This window comes from Sorangium sp. So ce204, assembly GCF_051526795.1.
GTDB lineage: Bacteria > Myxococcota_A > Polyangia > Polyangiales > Polyangiaceae > Sorangium > Sorangium cellulosum_B.
Map to the genome: position 1 here is coordinate 620321 of NZ_CP150317.1, position 23277 is coordinate 643597.

Here is a 23277-nt window from a genome sequence, read left to right on the forward strand (position 1 = left end):
CCCCGCAGCGGGCGCCGCCCTAGCTTGTCCCGAGGCGTGGACCGCGAGTGCGGCCGCGACCCGGAGGCACATGTACGGTCCGCAAGGCAACGGTGGCGGCAGCGCACGCAGGCCAGCGCAGCGCTCGACGAAGGTCACGGTCCCCGAGATCCGCTCCCGCAAAGGGGTCTCGCCGATCGCGATGGTGACGGCGTACGACTTCACGATGGCGCGGCTGCTCGACGAGGGCGGCGCCGATCTGCTGCTCGTCGGGGATTCGCTGGGGATGGTCGTGCAGGGGCACACGACGACGCTCCCCGTGACGGTCGAGGAGATCTGTTACCACGGGCGCGCGGTGGCGCGCGGCGCGCGGCGGGCCCACGTCGTGGGCGATATGCCGTTCATGAGCTTCCAGCTCTCTCCGATGCACGCGCTCGAGAACGCCGGGCGCATGATGAAGGAGGGCAGCTTCGAGAGCATCAAGCTCGAGGGCGGCGAGGAGATCGCCGAGCACGTGCGCCGGATCGTCGCCGCGGGCATCCCGGTGATGGGTCACCTCGGGCTCACGCCGCAGTCGGTGCACGCGATGGGCGGCTTCAAGGTGCAGGGCAAGGGCGACGAGGCGGCCGAGCGCCTCATCGCCGACGCGCGCGTCCTCGACGAGGCGGGCGTCTACGCGATCGTGCTCGAGGCCATCCCGCCGGATCTCGCGCAGGAGGTGACGGCCGCGGTCTCCGTCCCGACGATCGGGATCGGCGCCGGGGCCGGCTGCGACGGGCAGGTGCTCGTCTGTTACGACCTGCTCGGGATGTTCCGCGAGCTGACGCCGAAGTTCGCGAAGCGCTTCGCCGAGGTCGGCGATCAGATCGTGGAGGCGACGCGCGCCTACGTGGACGAGGTGCAGTCGCGCACGTTCCCCGCTGCAGAGCACAGCTTCAAGCCGAACGGGCCTCGCCGGGCCGCCACCGTGCCCGCCGCGCCGGCCAAGCCCGAGTTCGCGCCGGCGGACGAGATCCCCCCGCACTGGCAGACGCACTGAGCGACGTAGCGCGGTGCGGCGCGGTGCGGTCGGTTGACTCGACTCGACGCCGGCTGCTCCGCGCCGGCAGGCGTGCGCTCCGCGCGGGCAAGCGCGCCGGAGGGGGCCGGCCTCAGCTCGCCTGGCCTTCCGCCGGCTCCTGCCGCCCTCCGATGGCGCGCAGCAAGAGCTCGACCGCGAGCAACAGGAGCAGCAGGAGCGCGACGTAGGGCGACCCGTCGATGGATGCGGCCATGCCGCCCAGCTCCGCCGCGCGGGCGCTCTCGGCGACGCGCCTCGGGCGGAGGTCGATCTCGCGCTCCGGGACCGACACGACGCGCGTCGAGCGCTCGCCGTCCAGGGTGAGCTCGTAGAGGCCGGCGAGCGGCGGGGACACGCGCAGGCGCCGCTCGACCTCGGCGACGGGGAGCGCCTCGCGTGAGCGCGAGCCCTGCGGGGCCCCGTCGCGATCGACCCGCACGCGCTCGACCTTGACGTCGTGATAGCCGTCGAACGTCCACAGCTCGCCCGCGGCGAGGCGCCGCGCGCCGCCGCGGGCGCGGGCGGCGCCGACGAAGCCGTCGAGCAACGACAGGAACGCGGGCCGCAGCGCGACGTCGCTCTCCTCCGTGCCGAGGGGCAGCGTCATGAACAGCACCACGCCGCGCCCAAGCGGGCGGCGCACGAGGAACGGGGCGCCGTCCGCCCACCGGGCGAGCACCTCGGCGCCCTCCGAGGCCTCCGCGCCCAGCGTCGCCCGGCCTCGCGGGGCGACGTCGGCGAGGCCGGGCGCGGACGGGCCGAGCCAGCCCGCCGTCGCCGGATCCACGCCGGGCACCGGGGAGGCCGACCAGCGGACGACGCCCGGGACCAGCGGCTCGAACCCGGCGCCCAGCGGCGCCGCGGCCGCGCGCTGGCCGAGCGTCAGCAGCGCGACGCCGCCGCGCTCGACCCACGCGGCGAGCGAGCGGCGCACCTCCGGCGTGAAGCCGGGCGCGTCGTCGACGATGAGCCCCGCGTGCGCAGCCAGCTCGTCCGCGTGCTCCGGGACCGAGGGCAGCGGCCTGATCTGCGCGTCCAGATCGAGCGCCGAGAGGGCCTGCTCGAGCGGCGGCGGGCCGCCCGTCTCGACGTGCGTCGTCGCGGGGTCGACCACGACCGCGATCGAGAGCGGGCCGCCGGCGGAGATGATCGGGGCGCGGTCGTCCTCGGCGATCGCGTCGCCGCCGGTGAGCGCGGCGATCAGGATCTCGGGCGCCCCGGCCGGGAGGTCGATCGAGAGCTCCTCGGCGCGCAGGGCCGGATCGAGCGCGACCTTGCCGAGCACGGCGTCGCCGGCGCGCACCTCGAGGGATCGCCCCGCCGCGGCGGAGGCGCCTGTCGCCGAGGCGCCCGCGGCGCTCGAGCCCGCGGCGGGCGGCGCGTCCGCGCCGCCGTCTCGCTGCGCGACGGCGACGTCGGGCCCGCGCGCCGCGGTCGACGCGGCGGTGCACACGACGCGGACGCGCGCCTTCTGGCCGGATCGATCGGCGCGCACGATCCCGCAGTCCTGGCCCGCCGCCTCGAGCTCCTGGAGCGGCACCCACGTGGCGATGTCGGGGGTGCCCGAGATGGGCGGGGCGCCGGGCGTGCCGTCCGCGAGGTCGCTGAGGAGCACGATGCGCTTGTCGCTCTGAGGCAGCCCACGGAGCAGATCGCGGGCGAGCGCGAGGGCGCCGTCGATGTCGGTGGCCCGGTCCGAGGGCGCCACGGCGGCGAGCGCCTCGTCGACGGCGGCGAGGTTGGTGGTCGACGCGAGGGCGACGCGGGCCGGGGCGCCCGCGAGGACGAGCGCCGCGGCGTCGCCGGGAGCGAGGCCGCTGGCGAGCTCGTGCGCGGCCGTGAGCGCGCGCTCGAACCGCGAGGGCGCGTGCGAGGAAGCGTCGATCGAACGCCCATCGCGCGCGGCGCCGTCCGGGCGCGCCCGCATGCTGAGCGAGTCGTCGACGACGATGGCGAGCGCGACCGACGCGCCGGCCCTGCGGCTGAGCGACAGGTGCGAGCAGCGCAGGAGCGGCGTCGCGCCGAGCACCGCGAGCGCGATCACCGAGACGGCCCGGGTGGCGAAGAGGGCGCGGTCCTCGAGGAGGCTCCGGCGCCGCGCCGTCGGCGGCGTGGGCGGGACCAGGCGCGCCGGCGGGAACGGCCGCTCCTCGGCGCGGCGACGGCGCAGGAGGTGCGCGGCGACGGGCGCGCCGACGAGCAGCGCGACCAGCAGCGCGCCGAGCGTGACGAAGCTCATCGGCGCACCTCGGCGATCGCCTGCACGAGCGCGCGGACGACGTCGGTCGGAGGATCGGCGCTCGTCGCGCGGAGCAGGCGGCCGCCGCGCGACGCGAGCGCCCGCGACCAGACCTCGGCCAGGGCGGCGAGGCGCGCCTGGTACTGCGCGCGGACCGCGCCCGCGTCGGCCTCCACGACAGCGCCGCCCTCCAGGGCGCGCAGGCGCACGTTGCCCTCGAAGTCGAGCGTCGCCTCGCTGGGATCGAGGACCTGGAGCGCGATCAGCGTGCGGCCGCCGGTGCTCAGCGACGTGAACGCCGAGAGCGCGCGATCGGCGCCCGACGGGGCCGCGCCGGATTCATGAGCGAGATCGATGAGATCCGAGATGAGGAGGACGACGGCGCCGCGGCGGGCCTTCTTCGCGATGGGCGCGAGCGCGCGCTCGACGGCGCCGGCGTCGCCGCTCCAGTCCTGGGCGGCGGAGGTGGCCTCGAGGGCGCCGACGATGCGCTCGAACGCCTCGCGCCCCGCCATCGCGGGCAGGCCGTGGGTGCCGGCGCCGCCGAGCCAGGCGAGCCCCACCGGGTCGCCGGTGGCGAGCGCGACGCGGGCCATGGCCGCGGCGATGAGCGCCGCGTAGGCCAGCTTGGCGCCGGGCGCGCGCCGGCCGCGGTACGACATCGAGGCGGTCGCGTCGACGCAGAGCCACAGGGCGCGATCGGTCTCGGTCTCGAACTCGCGCACCATGAGGCGATCGTGGCGGAGCAGGGCGCGGCGATCGAAGAAGCGGAGATCGTCGCCGGGCACATAGGGCCGCTGGCCGCCGAACTCGACGCCCGCGCCCTTGCGGACGCTCCGGTGCATGCCGGCGTAGACGCCCTCGGCGACGGCGCGCGACTTGAGGCGGAGCGGGGCGAGCCCGCCCCAGTCGATGGGGAACGCGGCGAGCGAGGCGCGGTCGGAGGCGAGCGGCACGGTGCCCGCTTCTTAGCCTGGATCCACCGGGCGATCACCTCGCGGCAGCGGCGCGCCGGCGCTGCGGGTGGACGCGCGGCAGCGGCGCGCCGGCGCTGCGGGTGGACGCGCGGCAGCGGCGCGCCGGCGCTGCGGGTGGACGCGCGGCAGCCGTGCGCCGGCGGCGCGCCGAGCCGCGCTCGGGGGCGCTCCTGGGCTCCCTCCCTCGCGCGGCTTTCTCGTGGGCTTTCCCGTTCTTCCGGGGGCGAGGGCTTGCCGAGGCGACGCCCGCCGCACATCAGCTCCGTGGAATGGCTGACGAGAAGAGGCCGGCGTCGCGCGCGTGGCTCGGGTACCTGCTGATCGCGGTCGGGATCCTGGTCCTTTCCGGGATCTTCAGGTCACGAGGGAGCCCGCTCGTGCCGTACGACGAGGCGGTCGCCGAGGTGCGGCGCGGGGAGATCTCCGCGGCGATCGTGAAGCCCGACGAGATCGAGCTCATCCGCCGCGAGAGCCCGCAACGACCGGAGGAGCGCGTCCGCGTGACGCGGCTGCCCGGCGTCGAGGACGAGCCGCTCGTGAGGGCGCTGCTCGACAAGCAGGTCCGCATCGAGGCGAAGAGCCCCCAGACGTCGGTGTGGATGCAGGTGGCGATCTGGATGTTGCCGCTCATCCTCATCAACGCGGCGTTCTTCATGATGCTGCGGCGGGCGGGGCAGGGGGCCGGCGGGCCGCTCGGGTTCCTGCGCAGCAAGGCGAAGATCTACGATCGATCCAGGCAGGATCCGGTGCGCTTCTCGGACGTCGCCGGCGTCGACGAGGCCAAGGACGAGCTCGTCGAGGTGGTCGACTTCCTCAAGGAGCCCTCGAGGTACCGCTCGCTGGGCGGGCGGATCCCGCGCGGCCTCCTGCTCATCGGGCCGCCGGGCACCGGCAAGACGCTGCTCGCGCGCGCGGTGGCGGGCGAGGCGAACGTGCCGTTCTTCTCCCTGAACGCGAGCGAGTTCGTCGAGATGTTCGTGGGGCTCGGGGCCGCGCGTGTCCGCGAGCTCTTCGAGGAGGCGCGCAAGAGCGCGCCCAGCATCGTGTTCATCGACGAGATCGACGCCGTGGGCAGGACCCGGGGCGGCCTCGGCGCCCTCGCGACCCACGACGAGCGAGAGCAGACGCTCCACCAGCTCCTCGCCGAGCTCGACGGCTTCGACGCGCGCACCACCGTGATCCTGATGGCCGCCACGAACCGCCCCGAGGTGCTCGATCCGGCGCTCCTGCGGCCCGGGCGCTTCGATCGCCAGGTCATCGTGGATCGGCCCGATCTGCGGGGCCGCGAGGCGATCCTCGCCGTTCACGCGCGGCGGGTGCCGCTCGCGAGCGACGTCGATCTCGGGCTCGTGGCGCGCCGCACGCCGGGCATGGTCGGCGCCGATCTCGCGAAGATCGTCAACGAGGCCGCGCTGGCCGGGGCGCGGCGCGGCGCAAGGGAGATCGGACAGGCCGATTTCGACGAGGCGCTCGATCGCTCGCAGCTCGGGCTCCGGCGCCGCGGGCAGATCATGACCGCGGAGGAGCGGCGGCGCGTGGCCTACCACGAGGCCGGGCACGCCCTCGTCGCGCTCGCGCTGCCGGCCGCCGATCCGGTGGAGCGGGTGTCCATCGTGGCCCGCACGATCGGCGCGCTCGGCGTCACGATCCAGGTGCCCCGCGACGAGCGCCAGCTGGTCACCGAGCAGGAGATCGAGTCGCGCGTCACGGTGATGCTCGGCGGCAGGGCGGCGGAGGAGCTCGCGCTGGGGCAGGTGTCGAGCGGCGCGCACGACGATCTCGGGCGCGCCACGGCGCTCGTCCGCGAGATGGTGACCCGCCTCGGGATGAGCCGGCGCCTCGGGCTGGCCGCGCTCGCGCGCACCGTCGGAGCGCCGATGCTCGGCGTGATCCAGGAGGAGCGCACGTGCAGCGAGGAGACCGCCCGCGAGGTCGACGAGGAGGTGAGGGAGCGGCTCGGCGAGATGTACCTGAAGGCCAAGCAGCTGCTCGTCGATCGCCGCGAGGGCCTCGAGGCGGTCGCGGAGACGCTCGTGCTCAAGGAGACGCTGCGCGGCGAGGAGCTGGAGGAGATCGCCGCCGTGTCGACGCGGCGGAAGATCGCCGTGGGCCCGCCGAGCGCGGCGTGAGCCTCGGGCCGCGCGCCGCCGGCGCCTGAGGCCGCCCGCCGAGCGCGGCGTGGGCCTCAGGCCGCGCGCCGCCGGCGCCTGAGGCCGCCCGCGAGCGCGGCGAGCGACAGGCCGGCGGCCGCCCAGGCCCGGCCGCCGGCGCTGCCGCGCGGCGCGCCCCCGGCCGCGCGGCAGGCGCAGCCGCCGTCCTCCTCCGCGAGCTCGCCGCCCGCCGGGGCCTCCGGCTCGCCGACGCCGATCCCTCGCACCGCGATCATCTGCACGGGCCGGTCGGGGTCGTTGGACTCGACGAGGACGGTCGCCGCGAACGCGCCGCTGGCCTTCGGCGCGAAGCGGATCGCGAAGTCGACCTCCGTTTCCGGGTCGATCCCGAGCGCCGCGTCCGCGAGCTCGAAGCTCTCCGGGTCGTCGGTCGTCACGACGACGTCGAGCAGCGCCTCCCCCGCGTTCGAGAGCCGGACGAGCTCCACGTTGGCCTGCCCCACCTCCACGGCGCCGAAATTGATCTCCTGCTTGTCCAGCGCGAGGTCCGGGAGCGGCACATGGACGCGCTCGCTCTCGAAGATCCATTCGTGCTCGGTGAGCGGGAAGGCGAGCGGGATGTCGGCGAGCGGGATCGACCACGAGCGGCCCAGCAGGCTGACGCCGAACGCGGGGACCAGGTGGAGCGTGCCGTCGTACCGCACCGAGCCCTCCGGACGAACGTTGAGCTCGACCGACGGGCCCCCCAGGTACTTCACGGAGGAGGCTCCGCCTTCGGAGGTGACGTCGCCTCCGCTCACCGTCGCCTGATCGAGCGTCTCGATGGCCACGCGATGGGTCGTGTAGCGGGCCGCGACGTCCATCGCGATGTCGAGCTCGAACCTCCCGTCGATTCCGGGAATCGAGCCGCCGATGAGGTCGCCGAGCGATACGGACGCAACGCGCTGCAGCGCGGTGGATCTCTCCAGCGTGATGCCCGGCTCCCAGCCCCAGGCGTCGAAATGCTCTCGGGCGTGCACCTGGAAATCGATCTGGGGCACATAGGGGATATCCCCCGTCCAGTCGACGTCCTGGCCCAGGACGGAAATGCTGATGCGTCCCTGTGCGCTGACATCGAGTCCGACATCGCAGCTGAACGCGCCTCCGTCCGGGGCGCCTGGCGCCTTGAGCGCGAGCGCCTCTGGCCACGACGCCTCGAGCGCTCCGCTCAACGAGATCTGGGTGTCGGCGTAGACCGCCGCCCCGAGGCTGACTTGCAGCGGTGAGCCCGGCGGGACCCACCCTGTATCGAAGTCGAGATCGAGCGGGATGGCGTCTCTGCGCTGGAACGTGAGCGGTCCCCGCGCGCACTGGAGCGGGTCGTCCGCGCACGGCACGGCGAGCGAGTCGTAAGCCGAAGCGGCCGCGGGGGCGAGGAGGGCGAGCGCGGCGGCGACGCAGGGGAGAGCGCGCCGCCGCCGGGGCCGAGCAGAGCGGAGAGCCGCGAGGGCAGCGCCGCCGGACAGCAAGGAACGCATGAGAACGATTACCACGATCCTCGCGCTCCACGCCATAGCCACAGCCCCCCATGGCGGCGCGCAAGGCACGTCCCAGCTGCGTTTCAGCTGCGTTCAGCGCGTCCTAGCGCGCCCCGAACAGCGTGCCGACCACGATGCCGGCGGCCGCGCAGAGAATGGCCACCACGGTCCAGAGGATGAGCTCACGCGATGTGCCGCCCGCCGGCGGCGCAGGGCCAGCGGGCGCCTCGCGGGCCGCCGCGGCCGCGCTTTCGGGCAGCGCTCTCCTGACCGCGCTCGCCACCGCGCTCTCCGGACGCGTGGCCGGATGGCCGGCGTGGCCAACATGGCCGACGCCCGAGGCGGAAGCGCCGTCCTGGAGGGGCGCGGCGTAATCCAGGCCGGTCCGCTCGAGCGCGAGATCGGTGATCGAGACGGCGTCCGCGAGGCTCGCGGGGGTGTGGTGCACGACGCGCCGTTCTTCGCGGCAGGCGCGCAGGGCGTCGGCGAATGCCCTGGCGCTCGGGTGCCGCTCGGAAGGGCTCTTGGCGAGGGCCCTCAGGATGACCGCCTCCAGGCCGGCCGAGATGAGCGCGGAGCGCTCGCTGGCGCGCGGCGGCAGCGGCTGCTCGGCGATCTGCGCCGTCATCACGGCGATGGGCGTCCGCTTGTCGAATGGCACGGCGCCGACCGCCATCTCGTAGAGGATGCAGCCGAGCGCGTAGATGTCGCTGCGCGGGTCGACGTCCTCCCCGCGCACCTGCTCCGGCGCCATGTACTCCGGCGTCCCGAAGATCATGTCCTTCTCGGTGAGCCCGGTCGTCTGCTGCTCGCCGTGCACCACCTTGGCGAGCCCGAAATCGACCACGCGGACGCGGCCGGCGAAGGGTGACGGCGCGGCGCCCGCGTGCCCGTCCGGGCGCTCGACGAGCACGTTGGCCGGCTTGAGATCGCGGTGCACCACGCCCGCCGCGTGCGCGGTCTCCAGCGCGGCGCAGATCTGCAGGGCGATCTCGATCGCCAGGTCGATCTCGATCGGCGCGTGGTCCCGCAGGAGCTCCTCGAGCGAGCTGCCGTCGATGTGCTCCAGCGCGATCACGAGGAGCCCGCCCTCCTCGACGAAGTCGAGCATCCGGACGACGTGAGGGCCCTCGACGCGCTCCAGGATGGCGGCCTCCCGGTGATAGCGCCTGAAGATCTGGGGCGTGCCCGAGAGGTGCCTGTGGATCACCTTCAGCGCGACGCGCTGGCCGTCCTCGTCGCGGGTGGCGCGGTAGACGACGCCGGAGGCGCCCTCGCCGATGACGGACTCGACGGTGTACCGCGACGCGACGCCGTGCCCGGCGGGCAGGCGATCGGGCGCGGGCTGCTGCGAGGTCACCGCCCACCGCCCGCGTCCGCCGGGATCGGCGGCGCGGGGTCCGGCGAAGGCGCCCTGAGGTGCAGCTCCGTCGACGAGGTGCAGGCGCGCACGATCTTCGGGCTGAGCTCGATGGGATCGAGCCGCGCGGCGGGGTCGGCCTCGCGCCACGCGGCGCACGCGGTCTCGGCGAGCCCTGTGGCGTCGAGCGCGACGTAGGCCTCGAGCAGGTGCCGCTGCACCGTGGCGATCTGCACCCGGGCGAGATCGCCGTAGCCGAGCAGGCGGCTCGCCCGCGCGACGGCGTCGATGTAGCGGCCGCTCCGCACGTCGCCGGCGAGCTGCGGCAGCTCGCCGTCGACCCGGCGCTGGGCGTCGCGCGCGCGGCCGGCCCCCTCGGAGCGCACCAGGGCGCCGGAGCTCGCGGCCTCGGCCTTGCCCTCGGCCGTGAGCGGCAGATCCGTGAGCGGGACGAGGATCACCATGCCGCGGCGCAGCGGGCGCTGCTTGAGGTGGTTGTACTTGTCGAGCATCCACGCGTGGTCCCGCTTGCCCAGGAAGCGATAGGCGATGGTGAGCAAGGTGTCGTGCTGGCCGACGACGTACCGCAGGTTGTACGGCACGATGATCTCCTGCCCGTCGGTCGGCTCGAGCCAGGGCCACGTGTCGTTCGAGATCGAGAGCACGTCGCTCCGGTCGGCGGTGCCGAGCAGCCGCTCCGCGAGGATCGCCCAGGTCTCGCCCGCGGTGACGCGGTGGTGGCCCAGCGCGGGCACCTCCAGCCGCAGGCCGGGCATGATCGGCACGCCGGCGCCCGCGTCGAGCGCGTTGGCCGCGACGAGCACCTGCTCCATCTGCACGCGCCCGTAGGTGCGCTCCGCGATCTGCGCGAGCGTCTCGCCCTCGCGGACGACGTGCGGGAACGCCGCCGCGGCGCTGCCGACCAGCGTCGTCGCTGCGAGGGCGCCCACGGAAAACCAAGCTCGCCGAGGCATCACGCCGCCGAGGGTACCAGGGGATCGCGCGCCGTGGGACGGCTCGCGCGGCGGCGCGGCGGCGCGTGGGGAACGTTCGCCACGATTTCGTCGCGCCCGTGGTTTCGTGCCAGAGTGCGCGCGACGCATGAAATACACGACGACGTCCGGCAGGATCCCGACGTGGCTCTCGCGGCGCTCGCCTGCGGCGGCGCGGCTCCTCGCGGCCGGCCTGCTCGGGCTGGCGACGCCGGGCTGCCTCGTCCGGCAGGGGCTGTACGACGAGGCGCGCGCGGAGATCCGGAGAGAGCGCGAGGCGGGTGACAAGGCGCGGGCCGAGGCCCAGAGCGCGCGCGCCGAGGCCGCGCAGCGGTCCGCGCAGGTCGCCGCCATCGAGGAGGAGCTGGCGCGCCTCTCGGACGACCTCCGGGCGCGCGATCTCAGGCTGTCCGAGGCGACGACGGCCGAGGCGGGGCTCGCGCGACGGCTCGACGAGCTCGCCGCCATGAACGAGGAGCTGTCGGCGCGGCTCCGGAGCGCCGGGCAGAGCGTGGGGCAGCTCGCCGGGGAGCGGGGCAGCCTGTCGGCGGAGCTCGCGGAGACGCGGGCCAAGCTCGACGATCTGCGCCGGAAGCAGGCGGCGGCCGAGGCGCGCGCGGCGCGGATGCGCGACGTCGCGGGCCGGCTCCAGGCGGCGGTCGACGGCGGGAAGATCCGCGTCGGGATCCGCGGTGGGCTGCCGCTGCTCGAGATCTCGAGCGACGCGCTGTTCGACGGCGCGAGGACCGAGGTCAAGCCGGCCGGGCGGAAGCTTCTGGCCGAGGTCGCCGGGGAGCTCCGGACGATTGCGGATCGTCGGTTCCAGGTCGTCGGGCATACGGACGACAGGAAGGCGAGGAGCGCGAAGGGCGCGTCGAGCTGGGACGTCTCGGCGGCGCGCGCGGTGGCGGTCGTCGAGGTGCTCATCGAGCGTGGGGTGTCGCCTCAACGCCTGTCTGCGGCGGGATATGGAGAGTTCGCGCCCGTGGCGTCGAATACGGCGGAGGAGGGGAGGGCGAAGAACCGACGGATCGAGATCTGGTGGGTGGCGGAGCAGGAAGAGGTGCAAGGCGCGCAGGGAGAGCCGGGGAAGGCGGCGGGCGAGGCAGGAGCGGTGACGCCGCCCTAAGGGGCACGATGGCCAGGAGGCGACCGACGAGCAGGAGAGGAGCCTTCGTCACCGCACGTCCCAGCCGCGATCTGGCCCGGGTCGCACACCAGCAGATCACGATCGCGTGGTGAACGCGATGCAACCGCTTCGGACAATCTGGCGTCCAGCCGCGGTGCGCGCCTTGCAGACGCCCCCGGCATCGCGCGGGCCGGACGCCGCCCCGCGAGTGTGTCGCGGCGATGGTCCCGTGAGGTGCGCTGGCACGAAGACCGGTCGGCGCTCTAATCGGGGCGCTCGACGGTCACCACGAAATTGCCGCCGCGGCTCACCACGCGCGTCACCTTCCACGCCGGATCGATATAGCTCCGGATGGATGCGGCCCGCCTCACTGCATTGGCCACCGCATCCCGAGCTCCTTGCGTTGAGAGGCTATCACGGACGAGCTCTTCGATCTGGTTCGTCAGCTCGTTACGAACCTTTCTCTCGATCGCCCCGCACACTCCCCGGAAGACTCGACAAAGTCGATTGGCGATGTTGATGTCGGTCTTGAACTCGGCTGCGACGTTGTCGATCGAGATCGAGCCCTTGTGGGCGACTGGTTCCGCCGAGACGCTGATGAAAGCGTTGCTCATATGGATGTCCCGCTCGATGTCCAACGTGCACTCATTCCAACGACCGAGTCGCCTGCGCACGCACCGAGCCTTGATTTCCTCGCCATGGTTTTCGAAAGCAATCCGGATCTCCATGCGGTTACCCGTGACACTCGCCTGGATGCTCTCGGTGTTGAAATCGTCGATATAGTATTTCAGTTGTCGGAATCTCGTGACCTTGTAGGTGTACTCAGGTATGGAGAAGCGCCTCCTGGATCCGTCGGGCAGCAGGATGTAGCTGCTGTCCTCGTGCCAGCTCGTCCCGTGCCGATCTCCATAGTTGTCTACATGGATCCGGACCGAGCTCAAGGCGACGTTGAGAGCCGCAGCGACTGCCGCTTTCGGTACGGCGATCTCCACCGTCTCGGCCCGGGCGGTCGACCATGGGATCAGGAGCGCCAGTGCCAGCAGAACGGGGTGACGGGCGAGGCTCTGGGCCGCATAGCGGAAGATGCGCGCGAGCTGAGGCAAGAGCTGAAGTGCATTGCGTCGTGTATCCATCAGAAACCTCCCTTCCCTCTGTGAACCGCGTGCCCTCCGGGGGACCTCGCCGTCCGCGCATGTCCCTCACCTCAGCGCGATCCGTTTCGCGCTGGCACGGCCCAACCTGCCTCGTCACGCACCGCGGAGGCCCGAGGCGAGCCTCCCTGCGTTCTTCGCACTCGCGGGAGCATCGGCGCATGCAGCCGACGTCGCCCAGGAGGCATTGATGCGATTTCGGCATATGCCTCATAGGGAAATCCCCCTCATGACTCCATGTCGCGCAGCGCCACCGTGGCCGTGTGGAGCTGCGCCGGTCGGTCCTCCGGATCAGCAAACCAACTGTGGGTGATGGCTGCCTCGACGTCGAGTCCCCACCGGTGAGCGATCTCGTTCGCGGGCATAGATGTGCATGTAAGATGTGCATGTAGAAGAGAGGCCGGCACTGTGGTCGGCGGTCCAGACTCCGACGGAACGTGACATGGAGGATAAGCCGTCCGTTCCGAGACAGGAGCGATAATCGTATATTGCGCGCTCCCTGGCCAGCGTGGTCGACTCGCGATCACGGCGCCGGGGCGCCCGGTGAGCCGTTCATGTCCGGCTGCCTCTGCCGCCTCTGGGCGACGCCGCGGGATCGGTTGTGATACAGCCCATCCATCCGCGCTCACTCCGACAGGCTCCATTCAAGCCTCATGCGCGTCCGCCCGCTCCGCGGCGGCTGCCGCCTCCTCTCGCCGCAGCGCGCACGCGGCGAGGATGCACAGCGCCGGGGTCACGACCATGTGATACCGGTCCTCGCCGAAGAACACGGCGTGCGTCAGCGCCACCGACGCGACCGCGAACGCGAGGTAGCCGACGACACCCCCGTTCACGGGCCGGCCCGGCAGCGGCAGCGCGGCGATCAGCGGGATCGCCACCGCGAGCGGCCAGAACGCGTGCCCGTCGCCGAGCACCCCCCACGCGACGAGCCCGAGCACCGCCGCGAGCGCGAGGAGCTGCGCGACGAGCGCCCGCCGCTGCCCCCGCCGGGGCATCGCCACGACCCCGAGCGCCGCAGCCGACAAGAGCCCGAGGTGCGACGCCGTGAGCACGCGGCGCCCCGCAGCGCGCCGCTCCTCGGGCCACGCCGCAGGGTTCGCCTCGCCGAGATAGCCGATCGGGAACGACTCGTGATCGAAGGTGAAGCCCAGCTTCCTCGGGATCAGGGCCAGCCAGCGACCTGGATCATTCTTGATCCATTGAAGCCCCGCGGCCATCCAGCAGCGGTCCTGCGCCACCTGGCCGCGCGCGATCGGGCAGCCGTCGCCCGCGCGCAGCGTCTCGAAGCGGCCTGTCGCGCGCGGGAACGCGCCGATGGCGAGGTTCCAGCCGCCGTTCGTCGAGACGAGCGCGCAGCCGTCCATCACGCGGCAGTTGCGGATCGTCCACGGCGCCACCACCGCGAGGGCCGTCGCGGCCGCGAGCGCCGCCGCGAGCGCGCCGCGTTTCCACGCGGCCGCCCCTCCAGACGCCGTCGCCGCCGCTCCTCCGGGCGCGGACGCCTCCGGGCCGCGTATGGCCAGCAGCGCGAGCGCCGGCGCGCAGAGCAGGCTCTGGGGCCGCACCAGCGCCGAGAGCCCGAGCGCCACGCCAGCGAGGACCGCGCCGCGGGCCGGGCGACCACGCGCGGCGTCGCGCGCGAGCAGCCAGGGCGCCGTCACCAGGCCGAGCGCCGCGAGCGGCTCCGTCATGACGAGCGCCGCATAGACGATGAGCCCCGGCGAGAGCGCCGCGAGGAGCGCCGCCGCGCGGGCGCGCGCCGGCGTTGTCGCGTACCGGGCGAGGCGGTGGACCACGACGACGAGCAGCGCGCCGATCACCGCGTTCGCGACCGTCGCCGCGTGCGGCCCGGCGCCGAACAGCCGGTAGACGAGCGCGAGGAACCCGCTGTAGCCGACCGGATAATGGCACCACGGGTGCCATACCGCCTGGCCCCCGACGATGAGATCGTCCGAGTAGCCGAGCCCGGCGGCGATGCGGCGCGCGCCGAAATCGTAGTAATGGCCGTCCCACACCGGCTCGCGCGCCCACGCGATCGCCACGTAGAGCCGCGGCAGCAGCGCGAGCGCGAACGCGAGCGCCGAGAACGCGCGATCCCCGCCGGCGCGCTCTGACATGCCGCGCCCGCCGCGCCCGCCGCGCCCGCCGCGCCCGTCGCGCCCGCCTCCGATCCGCGCCGCCCCGTCGCTTTCGCGCGACGCCTCAGCCATGCGGCTTGGCGCGCGAGCCCGCAGAGATCTCGCGCAGGCGACGCATGTAGGTCTTCGCCACCTGCGCCGGATCGAGCCGCAGGTACTTGGCAATTTCCTGAACGAATCCCTGTACGTAGACGGTCGCGGGCAGGTCGCTTATCGCCTCATTCTCGATCGCCTGGAGGTGCGCCAGCGAGATCTTGGTCCGCTGCGAGATGTCGGTGAGCTCGACGCCCTGCGACTCGCGCACCTTGCGGAGCAGCGCGCCGCTGAACTGCGTCTCGGCGTTGATCTCGCGCGCGAGCTCGGCCTGGAGCATGGCCAGCTCGGCCGCGGCGGCGGCGTTCTCGGCGCGCACCGGGCCGAGCTGCGTGCGCGGATCGTCCGGGTAGGTCGAGAGATCGTACGCGCGGCGGCGCACCGGATCGAGGAGGGTGTCGTGCGCCTCCTCGATGCGCGCCTGCTCCTTCTGGAGCACCGCGGGGCTCAGCACGCTGACCACGGGCAGGCTCCCCTCCCGGTAGGTGTCGCGCTGGCGCTTGTAGGCGCGCCGGATCTCGTCGTCGGCGGCCGTCCGCGCGAGGCCGAGCGCCTCGTAGAGCGTCGGCGGCGCGGCGCTCTTCGATGCGGCGGCGAGGGCGCGGGCGTGCGCCTCGGCCGGGCGGGAGTCGCGCGCGGCGAGCAGCGCGAGGATGCGCCGGGCCACGCGCTCGAGGTTGCGCGCGCTCTTCGACGTCGGGCTGTCGATGAGGAGCGGCTGGCGCCGGCGCGCGGTCAGCCACACCGCGTCGTCGTGCTCGATGTGGCCGAGGTAGTCGAGGGAGATGCCGAGGAAGCGCTCCGAGACGGCGCTCATCGCGGGGCCGAGCTCCAGGTCCGAGCGGTGCCGGGTCTGGCTGACAACGAGGTGCGGCTTCACCCGCGGCAGCTGCGCGGCCGCGAGCGACGCGACCCCCTCGTCGAACCGCTTCACCTCCATGATGAAGTCGCGCGGCGTCGCGAGCGCCGGGAGCGACGCGGCCACCTTCTCCACGAGCCGGATCTTGAAGCGCTCCTTCATGAGCGCCCGTCGCAAGGTGCGCTGGTAGAGCGCGCGGCAGAAGCGGTAGGAGTGCTCGACCGCGAGCGGCTCGGGCGTGGTGGCGCAGATGCCGACGTCGGCGTGCAGGAAGAGGTCGAGCGTCGACGAGCCGGTCGCCGCGCCGAGGCTGACGATCACGTAGTCGACGTCGAGCTCCTGGATCATCTTCATCCAGTAGGCGGCGCGGCTCGGCCGGAGCGGCGTGGCCGTCATCGGGTCGTACGCGGTCGGGACGAGCCGGAGCCCGGGCACCGTGGTCGCGATCGGCTCGGCCTTGCCCTCCTCGATGTCCTCGCGCGTGACGAGCGGCGGCGCCTCGATCCCGAGCGCGGCGTGCAGCCCCGGGCTGTAAGCGTCGGTGTCGATGATGATCACGTCGCGCCCGAGCTGCGCGAAGTACACCCCGAGGTTGACCGCGAGCGTCGCCTTGCCGACGCCCCCGCGGCCGCCCCCCACGGCGATCACGCGGCGGGATCGCGAGCTGGAGAACGAGGTGATCTCGCCCGGCAGGGGGAGATCGTCGTCCGCCGAGCCGGGAGGGAGGGTCGAATAGCGCGGCGGAGGGTAGGACTCACCGGAGCTGGACAAGGTTCCTCTTCGTGCGGCGCGCGGTCGCGCGGGCGGGGTGGTGCGGCGGCGAGCGGATGCGAGCGGCTCGCGGCGCGAGTCCCCCTCCTAGCACGCGCCGCGCGCGGCCATGAGCACCGCCGTCGCCGGGGCTCCGCGCCGGTCTGCCGCCCCGCCTGCCGCGGCTCCCGCCGCGCGAGCCGCCTCGACGCGCCCAGGCCGCTGGGCTAGTCGCTCCCCGTGGCTACCGTCCGACCTTTCCGCGCTTACCGACCCCCCCAGGCCCAGGCGGCTCGCGTCGCGAGCCCGCCGTACGACGTCATCTCCACCGCCGAGGCGCGCGTCCTCGCGGCGGGAGGCCTGCACAGCTTCCTCCGCGTCTCCCGCCCCGAGATCGACCTGCCCGAGGGGACGGACGAGCACGACGACGCCGTCTACGCCCGCGGCGCGCAGAACCTCGCCGATCTCATCGCGGGCGGCGACCTCGCGCAGGACCCGGATCCGCACCTCTACCTCTACGCCCAGAGGATGGGTGATCACCGGCAGATCGGCGTCGTCGGCTGCGCCGCGGTCGCCGAGTACGAGCAGGACGTCATCAAGAAGCACGAGAAGACGCGCCCCGACAAGGAGGACGACCGCACCCGCCACATCGAGGAGCTCGGCGCCCACGACGAGCCGGTGTTCCTCACGTACCGCGCCGACGCGGGCATCGATCGCGCCGTCGCGGAGGCCTTGCAGTCGCCGCCCATCTACGATTTCACGACCGCCGACGGCGTCGAGCACAAGCTCTGGGTCCTCGGCCGCGCGGCGACCGCCGACCTCGAGGAGCGCTTCCAGGCGATCCCGACGCTCTACGTCGCCGATGGCCACCACCGCAGCGCCGCGGCGGCGCGCGTCCACAGGAAGCTGCGCGGCGACGGCGGCGAGCACGACGTCTTCCTGGCCGTGGTCTTCCCGCACGACCAGATGAACATCATGCCGTACAACCGCGTCGTGCGGGACCTCGCCGGCCGCAGCGTGGAGGCGCTGCTCGCGGCCCTCGGCGAGCGGCTCGACCTCGCGCCGGCGAGGGACGGCGCGGCCGCGACCCCGGCCGAGCCGCGGACCTTCGGGCTCTACCTTAGCGGCCGCTGGTACACCGCCAGGGTCCGCCCGGGGTCGTTCGACGCGAACGACCCGGTGGCCTCGCTCGACTGCTCCATCTGCCAGGACCAGATCCTCGGCCCGATCTTCGGCGTCAGCGACCCCCGCCGGGACAAACACGTCGATTTCGTCGGCGGCATCCGCGGCGTCGCCGAGCTCGAGCGACGCGTCGACTCGGGCGCCTTCACGATGGCGATCCACCTCTATCCCACGCAGATCGACGAGCTCTTCGCGGTGAGCGACGCAGGGCTGCTCATGCCGCCGAAGAGCACGTGGTTCGAGCCGAAGCTCCGCAGCGGGCTCTTCATTCATACGTTCTGACGGGCGCGCCGCGCCGGGGGTAGACTGCGCCCCATGGCGGACATCAAGCGTGTATCCCCCCAGCAGGCCAAGAAGCTCATCGACGAGGAGGGGTATCTCTACCTCGACGTCCGGAGCGAGCCCGAATATGCGGCCGGGCACCCGAGCGGCGCGCACAACGTGCCGCTCATGCACGCCGGCGCCGGCGGCATGAAGCAGAACCCCGACTTCCTCGATGTGGTCCGCGCCCTCTATCCCACGGACGCGAAGCTCATCGTGGGCTGCAAGTCCGGACAGCGCTCGATGCGCGCGGCCGAGGCCATGGTGTCGGCCGGCTACACGGCCGTCATCGAGCAACGCGCCGGCTTCGAGGGGCCGCGCGACGCGTTCGGCGCGATCACCGAGCCGGGGTGGGGGCCGGCCGGGCTGCCCGTCGAGACGGCCACGCCCGGCGGCTCCTACGCCGAGCTCCGCAAGAGCGCTGGCAGGTAATACGTCCGGCGCGCACGGCTCGCGGCGCGGCGCCGAGCACGTCGTCGCGGCGTCGATCGCGTTGCCGGAGGCCGCTCGCTCCGCTAGGAATCCGCGTGCTCCACGGTGCGCGCGTCGCAGTGGTCATCCCCGCGCGGGACGAGGCGCGATGGATCTCCGAGGCGGCGGCGTCGGTCCCCGCCTTCGTCGACCACGTGATCGTCGTGGACGATGCCAGTCGAGACGGCACGGCCGAGGTGGCGCGCGCGCTCGGGGACGAGCGCCTCGAGGTGCTCGTCCACCCGGAGTGCCGCGGCGTCGGCGCGGCGATCGTCGCTGGCTACCGGCGCGCTCGCGCCCTCGGCGCCTCCGCCGTCGCGGTCATGGCCGGCGACGGGCAGATGGATCCGCGCGATCTCCCGCGCGTCGTCGCCCCGATCGCCTCGGGCGAAGCCGATTACGTGAAGGGCGATCGGCTGCGCCACCCCGACGTGTGGCGCGTCATGCCTCTCCAGCGGCTCGCCGCGACGGCGGCGCTCGCCGCGCTCACCCGCCGTGCGGCGGGGCTCGACGCCCTCTCCGACAGCCAGTGCGGGTACACCGCCATCTCCGCCCGCGCGCTCGACGCGCTCGACCTCGACGGCCTCTGGCCCCGCTACGGCTATCCGAACGACTTGCTCGCCGCCCTCGCGGCGCGCCGGCTCCGCGTCTGCGAGGTCAGCGTGCGTCCCGTCTACCGCGGTGAGGCGAGCGGCCTGCGCGCGCGCCACGTGCTCACCATCCTTTTCCTGATCGCCAGGAATGCCATAAGGCAGTCCCTGAGCTGATCAGGAAAATCGCAGAACGCCCGCGCGCGGACGGAACGTGTGAGTGGGAGTCGATCGAATCGACACGAGCCGCTGCTCAAAACGGTCGACAACTCGCTCATTGGTTTTCATAGCAAAGCTGCCTGGCGACCTGACTCATCAACTTGGCGCGGAGGGGCTCAGGGCGCGAACCCCGCAGCCATGCTTCAACAAGGGGGGTGACGGACGTGGCCATCAGCCGAGCTGCCTGGGCTAGAATCTGGAATCCGGGGAGGTCGCGGACTCTGTCGTTCACGCCCCGGGTCGTGGCCTATGCATTCGGCATCGAGCTGCCGTACAGCCTGCTTGTCCCGGTCGCTCACCTGCGCCTCCTCGGCGTCGTGGACTCGGCGGTCCAGGCGCGGCTGCTCGGGCTGATCGGGCTCATGTACCTCGTCAAGACGGGGGGGCTCATCGCGCTGCTCGTCCACATGCTGCGCCCGATCGAGCGCCTGCGGCAGTACGCCGTGGCCCATCGCCTCCAGAGCGGCGCGGGCGTCGAGGACACGAGCAGCGGCGGCGCGGCGCCCCCGGAGGAGGTCGTCCTCGCCGCGGCGAACGCCGCCTACGACACCCCGCTCGCGTTCGCGACGGTCTGGGCCGTGTCGTGGGGGCTCCTGTACCTGCCGGTCACGATGGCGCTCTACTTCATCGCGCCGGACCAGAGCCCCCTCGGCGTCCAGCGCGGCGTCGCGCTGGCCCTGTTCGCGCTGGCCCTGTTCGCGGCCGCGCTGCCGCTCGCCTACAGCATCCTCGGCCGCCTGCTCGCCCCCGCCGCCGGCGTGATCTCGCTCATCGCGCGCGAGCGCGGCCTCTCCATGCCCGGCAAGGGCTACTCGCTCGCCGTCCGCCTCGTGATCCTCGGCGCCTGCCTCGCCATCGCGCCGACGAGCTGGATGGCGGCCATGGTGCTCGGCGAGACGGCGGGGCCGGCCAAGCCCGGCCTGAAGCTCACCCTGGCGATCTTCTCGATGGTCGCTGTCACCTGGGCGCCCGTCTGCGCGGGCTTCCTTGCCGGCGCCCTCGCGGGCCCGCTCCAGCAGGTCGCCGCGGTCATCCAGAAGATCGTCCAGCGCGGCGAGGTCGACCGGCTGGAGCGGATCCCGGTCTATTTCAAGGACGAGATCGGCGCGCTGGCGGGCGGCGTCAACGCGATGGTCGATCGCCTGGAGGAGTCGTCCCGGCGCACGCGGAGCTACCTGGCGGAGCGCGAGCGCCTGCTGCAGGACGCGGCGCAGCGCGCGGCGCAGCTCGGGGCCGTGCTGGACAACCTCGTCGAGGGGGTGTTCGCGTGCGACCGCCAGGGCCGGCTGACGATGATCAACGCCTCGGGGCTCAGGCTGCTCGGCCTCTCGGACCGCTCGGAGCAGGCCGGCCGGATGGTCGAGGAGGTGATGGACCTCGGCCGGATGCGCCACAGCGACGGCCGCGCCTTCACGCGCGACGAGCTGCCCATGGTGCGGGCGCTCGCCGGCGAGACCATCGTGCAGGAAGAGCAGGTGCTCGCGGACGGCCGCGCGGGCCGCGACGTCTTCCTGCGGACCAGCGCGGCGCCGATCCGCAGCGAGGGCGGGGCGGTCCTCGGCGCGGTCGCGGTCGCCCGCGACGTGACGGAGCTCATGGAGCTCGATCTCGTCAAGGATCAGTTCATCCGGGTCGGCGCGCACGAGCTCAAGACGCCGGTCGCGATCATGAAGGGATACGCGCTCGCGCTCCTGCGCAACTCGAACGATCTGCCGGCGCCGCGCCGCAAGATGCTGGAGGCCATCGACCGCGGCGCGGACAGGATCAACCGCATCGTCGACGATCTCCTGGCCATCTCGCAGGTCACGCTCGACGTGCTCCAGGTCTCCGAGGAGGACGTCGATCTGAAGGAGCTCGCGCAGGAGTCGGTCGATCGCGTCGCGAAGTCGGCGAGCCGCCACCGGGTGCGGCTGTCGCTCGACGCCGAGCGGCCGCCCGTCGTGCGCGCCGATCCGGAGCGGCTGCGCCAGGTGCTCGCGAGCCTCCTCGACAACGCGGTGAAGTACTCGCCCGAAGGCGGCGACGTCGACGTGCGTGTCGCCGTCGCCGAGCGCGCGCCGGCGTCGTCGCCGCCGTCCTCCTGCGACGCCGCGCTCTTCTCGCAGCGGCACGGCGCGGCGCCGCGCTTCGAGGCGGTCGTGTCCGTGAGCGACCAGGGCGTCGGCATCCCCGCCCACAGGCAGGAGCGGATCTTCGAGCGCTTCTTCCGCGCGCACACGGACACGCGACACGACTACGGCGGCATGGGAATAGGGCTGTTCCTTGCGAAGGACATGATCACCCGCCACGGCGGTCGCATCTGGTTCGAGAGCGAGGAGGACAGCGGCAGCACGTTTTATTTCACCCTTCCACTCAGCAGCGAGGCCCCCGCGGCCGATCGACGATGAGCGACAGACACGCAAAGACGGTGCTCCTCGTGGAGGACGACGCGGATCTCGTGGCGCTCGTCTCCCTCGTGCTCCAGGAGGACGGCTACCGGGTCAAGATCGCGTGCAACGGTCGCGAGGCGCTGGCCAAGCTGGAGCACGACCTGCCGGATCTCATCCTGCTCGACATGAAGATGCCGGTGATGAACGGCCCGGAGTTCGCGCGCGAGCTCGAGGTCCGCCACGGGCGTCAGGCGCCCATCGTCGTGCTCACCGCCGCCGCGGATGCGCACCGGCGGGCGGCCGAGGTCGGCGCGGACGCGTGGCTCGGCAAGCCGTTCGAGCCGGACGCGCTTCTCTCGACGGTGAGGCGTTACACCGGGTGAGCGCGGAGGAGCTGCCGCCGCTCGGCGAGGTCGCGCCGCACCTCGGCCCAGTACCGCGCGGGGAACCGGCGGTGATCGAAGCCGGTCGCGCGGAACACCCGTGTGATGCGGGCATAACGGCGCAGGCTCCACTCCCTCATGATCTGGAGCGAGGGGTGGAGGCCGCGCGCCTCGATGAACGGCGCCGCCCGCGCGTAGAGCGCTGGCATGACCTCCTCGAGCCAGTACCGCATCAGGGCCTGGTATCCGGGCGTGTCGACGCACCGTCCGGAGATCACCTGAGCGCGCGCGACCCCATGGCGCGCGAGCTCCTCCTCGGGCAGGTAGCAGATGCCGCGATCGGCGTCCTCCTGCATGTCCCTCAGGTTGTTGAAGAACTGATCGAGCCGACCGAACTCCCCGGCAGCGTCCCAGTGCTCCTTCGTCAGGAACGGAACCAGCTGAAAGATATGGCCTGACAGCCGCACCAGCATCGTGTCGTGCTCCTTCAGGGTGCGGATGAGCAGGCTGGGCGCGTGGTAGTCGGCGAGGGCGAGCAAGTAGGCGTCCCAGGCGGCGAGCGAGCGCGGTTGCATCTCGTCCAGGTCGGGACGATCGAGCGCGGGGCGGCGGAGCCACAGCGCGTGGATGGCCGAGAGCTCGCGCGCGAAGGGGCAGCACGGATCGACGAAGCCGCAGGAACGGACGCGCCTCCACGCCACCATGAAGCGGCTGAATCGCCGCGCGTGGGGCTCGATGCGCTCGTTCTCGGCGAGGCGATCGACGATCCGGATCCAGCGGATGCGATCGAGCCACGCCCGCTTCACGTCAGGCGCGAGGCCGAGCACCCACGCGGCGTTGTCCTCGTCTTTCAACGCGTCGTCCGACAGGGCGCGATAGTGCGATGAGCCGACGATCGCCGAGATCGGCTGGTAGGGAGTCCGCTCCGATGCCGGTGCGGCAGCGGGCAGGTAGGGCGGTCGAGAGGAGATGTGTTGAGTAGGTTTCACGATGTCGAGTGCCGCACGTTGAACGTGCTTGTCGCCGGTGTGTCGCCCTGGCTTCGCGCGCGGTCACTGGCGATTATGGACGTGGCTCACCCTGTTTGCTTGGGGCGCCTGCGCCGGTGATGGATGGTGGCTCTCTACCGTGTAGAACTTTCCGATCCTCCGAGAGATGCGCGGTGACGCCTGTTCGCCTTCCTTTATGAGGCCTTATCGTCCCTCAGTCGACGCGGAAATTCGTCGTCCAGGGCACGGGCGCCGGAGATAATGCATGGATTCCCTGTGTGTTTTGCCGGTGTGTTGGGAACATGCCGTCAATGATCGTCGGTGTATACCCTGGGTCGGTACATTGTCCAACGGATAACGTCAGTGATGGCCTGACGCCTCGGGCCTCTCTCGCTCCG

17 protein-coding genes are annotated in these 23277 nt (G+C 72.7%); 8 read left to right on the forward strand and 9 right to left on the reverse strand.

The features are described from left to right. The first annotated feature begins 70 nt into the window (after window positions 1–70). A complete protein-coding gene (gene panB / locus WMF22_RS02285; RefSeq protein WP_437297495.1) occupies window positions 71–1018 on the forward strand; it encodes a 3-methyl-2-oxobutanoate hydroxymethyltransferase in 948 nt (315 codons plus the stop codon). 112 nt (window positions 1019–1130) lie between these two features. Here the strand turns inward: panB and WMF22_RS02290 are convergent, their stop codons facing one another. Together WMF22_RS02290 and WMF22_RS02295 are read right to left on the reverse strand one after the other, a co-directional pair. After that, entirely contained in the window at window positions 1131–3278 is a 2148-nt protein-coding gene (locus WMF22_RS02290; RefSeq protein ID WP_438034682.1) for a VWA domain-containing protein, read from the reverse strand. After that, complete coding sequence (locus WMF22_RS02295; RefSeq protein WP_437297497.1) at window positions 3275–4234, reverse strand: DUF58 domain-containing protein; 960 nt, start codon at window positions 4232–4234, stop codon at window positions 3275–3277. The genes WMF22_RS02290 and WMF22_RS02295 overlap by 4 nt, the downstream gene beginning before the upstream one ends. 290 nt (window positions 4235–4524) lie before the next feature. Between WMF22_RS02295 and ftsH the strand changes: the two genes are divergently transcribed. Beyond that, window positions 4525–6384, forward strand: coding sequence for an ATP-dependent zinc metalloprotease FtsH (gene ftsH / locus WMF22_RS02300; protein WP_438034683.1), 1860 nt, complete (start codon window positions 4525–4527; stop codon window positions 6382–6384). A 56-nt stretch (window positions 6385–6440) separates the two neighbouring features. On the opposite strand, the gene WMF22_RS02305 is transcribed toward ftsH, so the two are convergent. From WMF22_RS02305 to WMF22_RS02315, 3 genes are all read right to left on the reverse strand, one after another. After that, window positions 6441–7883, reverse strand: coding sequence for a choice-of-anchor D domain-containing protein (locus tag WMF22_RS02305; RefSeq protein ID WP_438034684.1), 1443 nt, complete (start codon window positions 7881–7883; stop codon window positions 6441–6443). Between the two features lie 103 nt (window positions 7884–7986). Next, window positions 7987–9243: a serine/threonine-protein kinase gene (locus WMF22_RS02310; RefSeq protein ID WP_437297500.1), complete on the reverse strand. Its 1257-nt coding sequence runs from the start codon at window positions 9241–9243 to the stop codon at window positions 7987–7989. Beyond that, on the reverse strand, window positions 9240–10193 hold the full coding sequence (locus WMF22_RS02315) for a LysM peptidoglycan-binding domain-containing protein (protein WP_438034685.1): 954 nt from the start codon (window positions 10191–10193) through the stop codon (window positions 9240–9242). The genes WMF22_RS02310 and WMF22_RS02315 overlap by 4 nt, the downstream gene beginning before the upstream one ends. Window positions 10194–10344: 151 nt before the next feature. Between WMF22_RS02315 and WMF22_RS02320 the strand changes: the two genes are divergently transcribed. Further along, window positions 10345–11364 (forward strand): OmpA family protein, encoded by a 1020-nt coding sequence (locus tag WMF22_RS02320; RefSeq protein WP_438034686.1) that lies wholly within the window; start codon window positions 10345–10347, stop codon window positions 11362–11364. A gap of 263 nt (window positions 11365–11627) precedes the next feature. Here WMF22_RS02320 and WMF22_RS02325 read toward each other — a convergent pair whose 3' ends face one another. The 3 genes from WMF22_RS02325 to WMF22_RS02335 form a co-directional block, all read right to left on the reverse strand. After that, window positions 11628–12497: a hypothetical protein gene (locus WMF22_RS02325; protein WP_438034687.1), complete on the reverse strand. Its 870-nt coding sequence runs from the start codon at window positions 12495–12497 to the stop codon at window positions 11628–11630. Window positions 12498–13159: 662 nt separating this feature from the next. Then, entirely contained in the window at window positions 13160–14632 is a 1473-nt protein-coding gene (locus WMF22_RS02330; protein WP_438034688.1) for an ArnT family glycosyltransferase, read from the reverse strand. An 85-nt stretch (window positions 14633–14717) separates the two neighbouring features. Continuing rightward, window positions 14718–16376 (reverse strand): helix-turn-helix domain-containing protein, encoded by a 1659-nt coding sequence (locus WMF22_RS02335; RefSeq protein WP_438034689.1) that lies wholly within the window; start codon window positions 16374–16376, stop codon window positions 14718–14720. A 219-nt stretch (window positions 16377–16595) separates the two neighbouring features. Here WMF22_RS02335 and WMF22_RS02340 point away from each other — a divergent pair, with 219 nt between their 5' ends. The 5 genes from WMF22_RS02340 to WMF22_RS02360 all read left to right on the forward strand — a co-directional run bounded on the left by WMF22_RS02340 (window position 16596) and on the right by WMF22_RS02360 (window position 21890). Continuing rightward, window positions 16596–17819, forward strand: coding sequence for a DUF1015 domain-containing protein (locus WMF22_RS02340; protein WP_438034690.1), 1224 nt, complete (start codon window positions 16596–16598; stop codon window positions 17817–17819). Between the two features lie 33 nt (window positions 17820–17852). Continuing rightward, window positions 17853–18290 (forward strand): rhodanese-like domain-containing protein, encoded by a 438-nt coding sequence (locus WMF22_RS02345; protein WP_438034691.1) that lies wholly within the window; start codon window positions 17853–17855, stop codon window positions 18288–18290. Window positions 18291–18385: 95 nt separating this feature from the next. Next, window positions 18386–19096, forward strand: a complete 711-nt coding sequence (locus tag WMF22_RS02350) for a glycosyltransferase family 2 protein (RefSeq protein ID WP_437297508.1) — start codon at window positions 18386–18388, stop codon at window positions 19094–19096. 284 nt (window positions 19097–19380) lie between these two features. Then, the gene (locus tag WMF22_RS02355; RefSeq protein WP_437297509.1) at window positions 19381–21525 is read left to right on the forward strand and encodes a HAMP domain-containing sensor histidine kinase; all 2145 of its coding nucleotides are present in this window, start codon (window positions 19381–19383) and stop codon (window positions 21523–21525) included. Then, the gene (locus tag WMF22_RS02360) at window positions 21522–21890 is read left to right on the forward strand and encodes a response regulator (protein ID WP_012233064.1); all 369 of its coding nucleotides are present in this window, start codon (window positions 21522–21524) and stop codon (window positions 21888–21890) included. Before WMF22_RS02355 ends, WMF22_RS02360 begins: the two co-directional genes overlap by 4 nt. On the opposite strand, the gene WMF22_RS02365 is transcribed toward WMF22_RS02360, so the two are convergent. Next, a complete protein-coding gene (locus WMF22_RS02365) occupies window positions 21878–22879 on the reverse strand; it encodes a squalene/phytoene synthase family protein (protein ID WP_438034692.1) in 1002 nt (333 codons plus the stop codon). The two genes, WMF22_RS02360 and WMF22_RS02365, sit on opposite strands and share 13 nt — an antisense overlap. Window positions 22880–23277 lie beyond the last annotated feature (398 nt).

Bases quoted from the DNA above. Each gene is read 5' to 3' on its own strand.
- panB (WP_437297495.1), top strand. From the start codon at position 71: ATGTACGGTCCGCAAGGCAACGGTGGCGGCAGCGCACGCAGGCCAGCG.
- WMF22_RS02290 (WP_438034682.1), bottom strand. From the start codon at position 3,278: ATGAGCTTCGTCACGCTCGGCGCGCTGCTGGTCGCGCTGCTCGTCGGC.
- ftsH (WP_438034683.1), top strand. From the start codon at position 4,525: ATGGCTGACGAGAAGAGGCCGGCGTCGCGCGCGTGGCTCGGGTACCTG.
- WMF22_RS02305 (WP_438034684.1), bottom strand. From the start codon at position 7,883: ATGCGTTCCTTGCTGTCCGGCGGCGCTGCCCTCGCGGCTCTCCGCTCT.
- WMF22_RS02320 (WP_438034686.1), top strand. From the start codon at position 10,345: ATGAAATACACGACGACGTCCGGCAGGATCCCGACGTGGCTCTCGCGG.
- WMF22_RS02325 (WP_438034687.1), bottom strand. From the start codon at position 12,497: ATGGATACACGACGCAATGCACTTCAGCTCTTGCCTCAGCTCGCGCGC.
- WMF22_RS02330 (WP_438034688.1), bottom strand. From the start codon at position 14,632: ATGTCAGAGCGCGCCGGCGGGGATCGCGCGTTCTCGGCGCTCGCGTTC.
- WMF22_RS02345 (WP_438034691.1), top strand. From the start codon at position 17,853: ATGGCGGACATCAAGCGTGTATCCCCCCAGCAGGCCAAGAAGCTCATC.
- WMF22_RS02360 (WP_012233064.1), top strand. From the start codon at position 21,522: ATGAGCGACAGACACGCAAAGACGGTGCTCCTCGTGGAGGACGACGCG.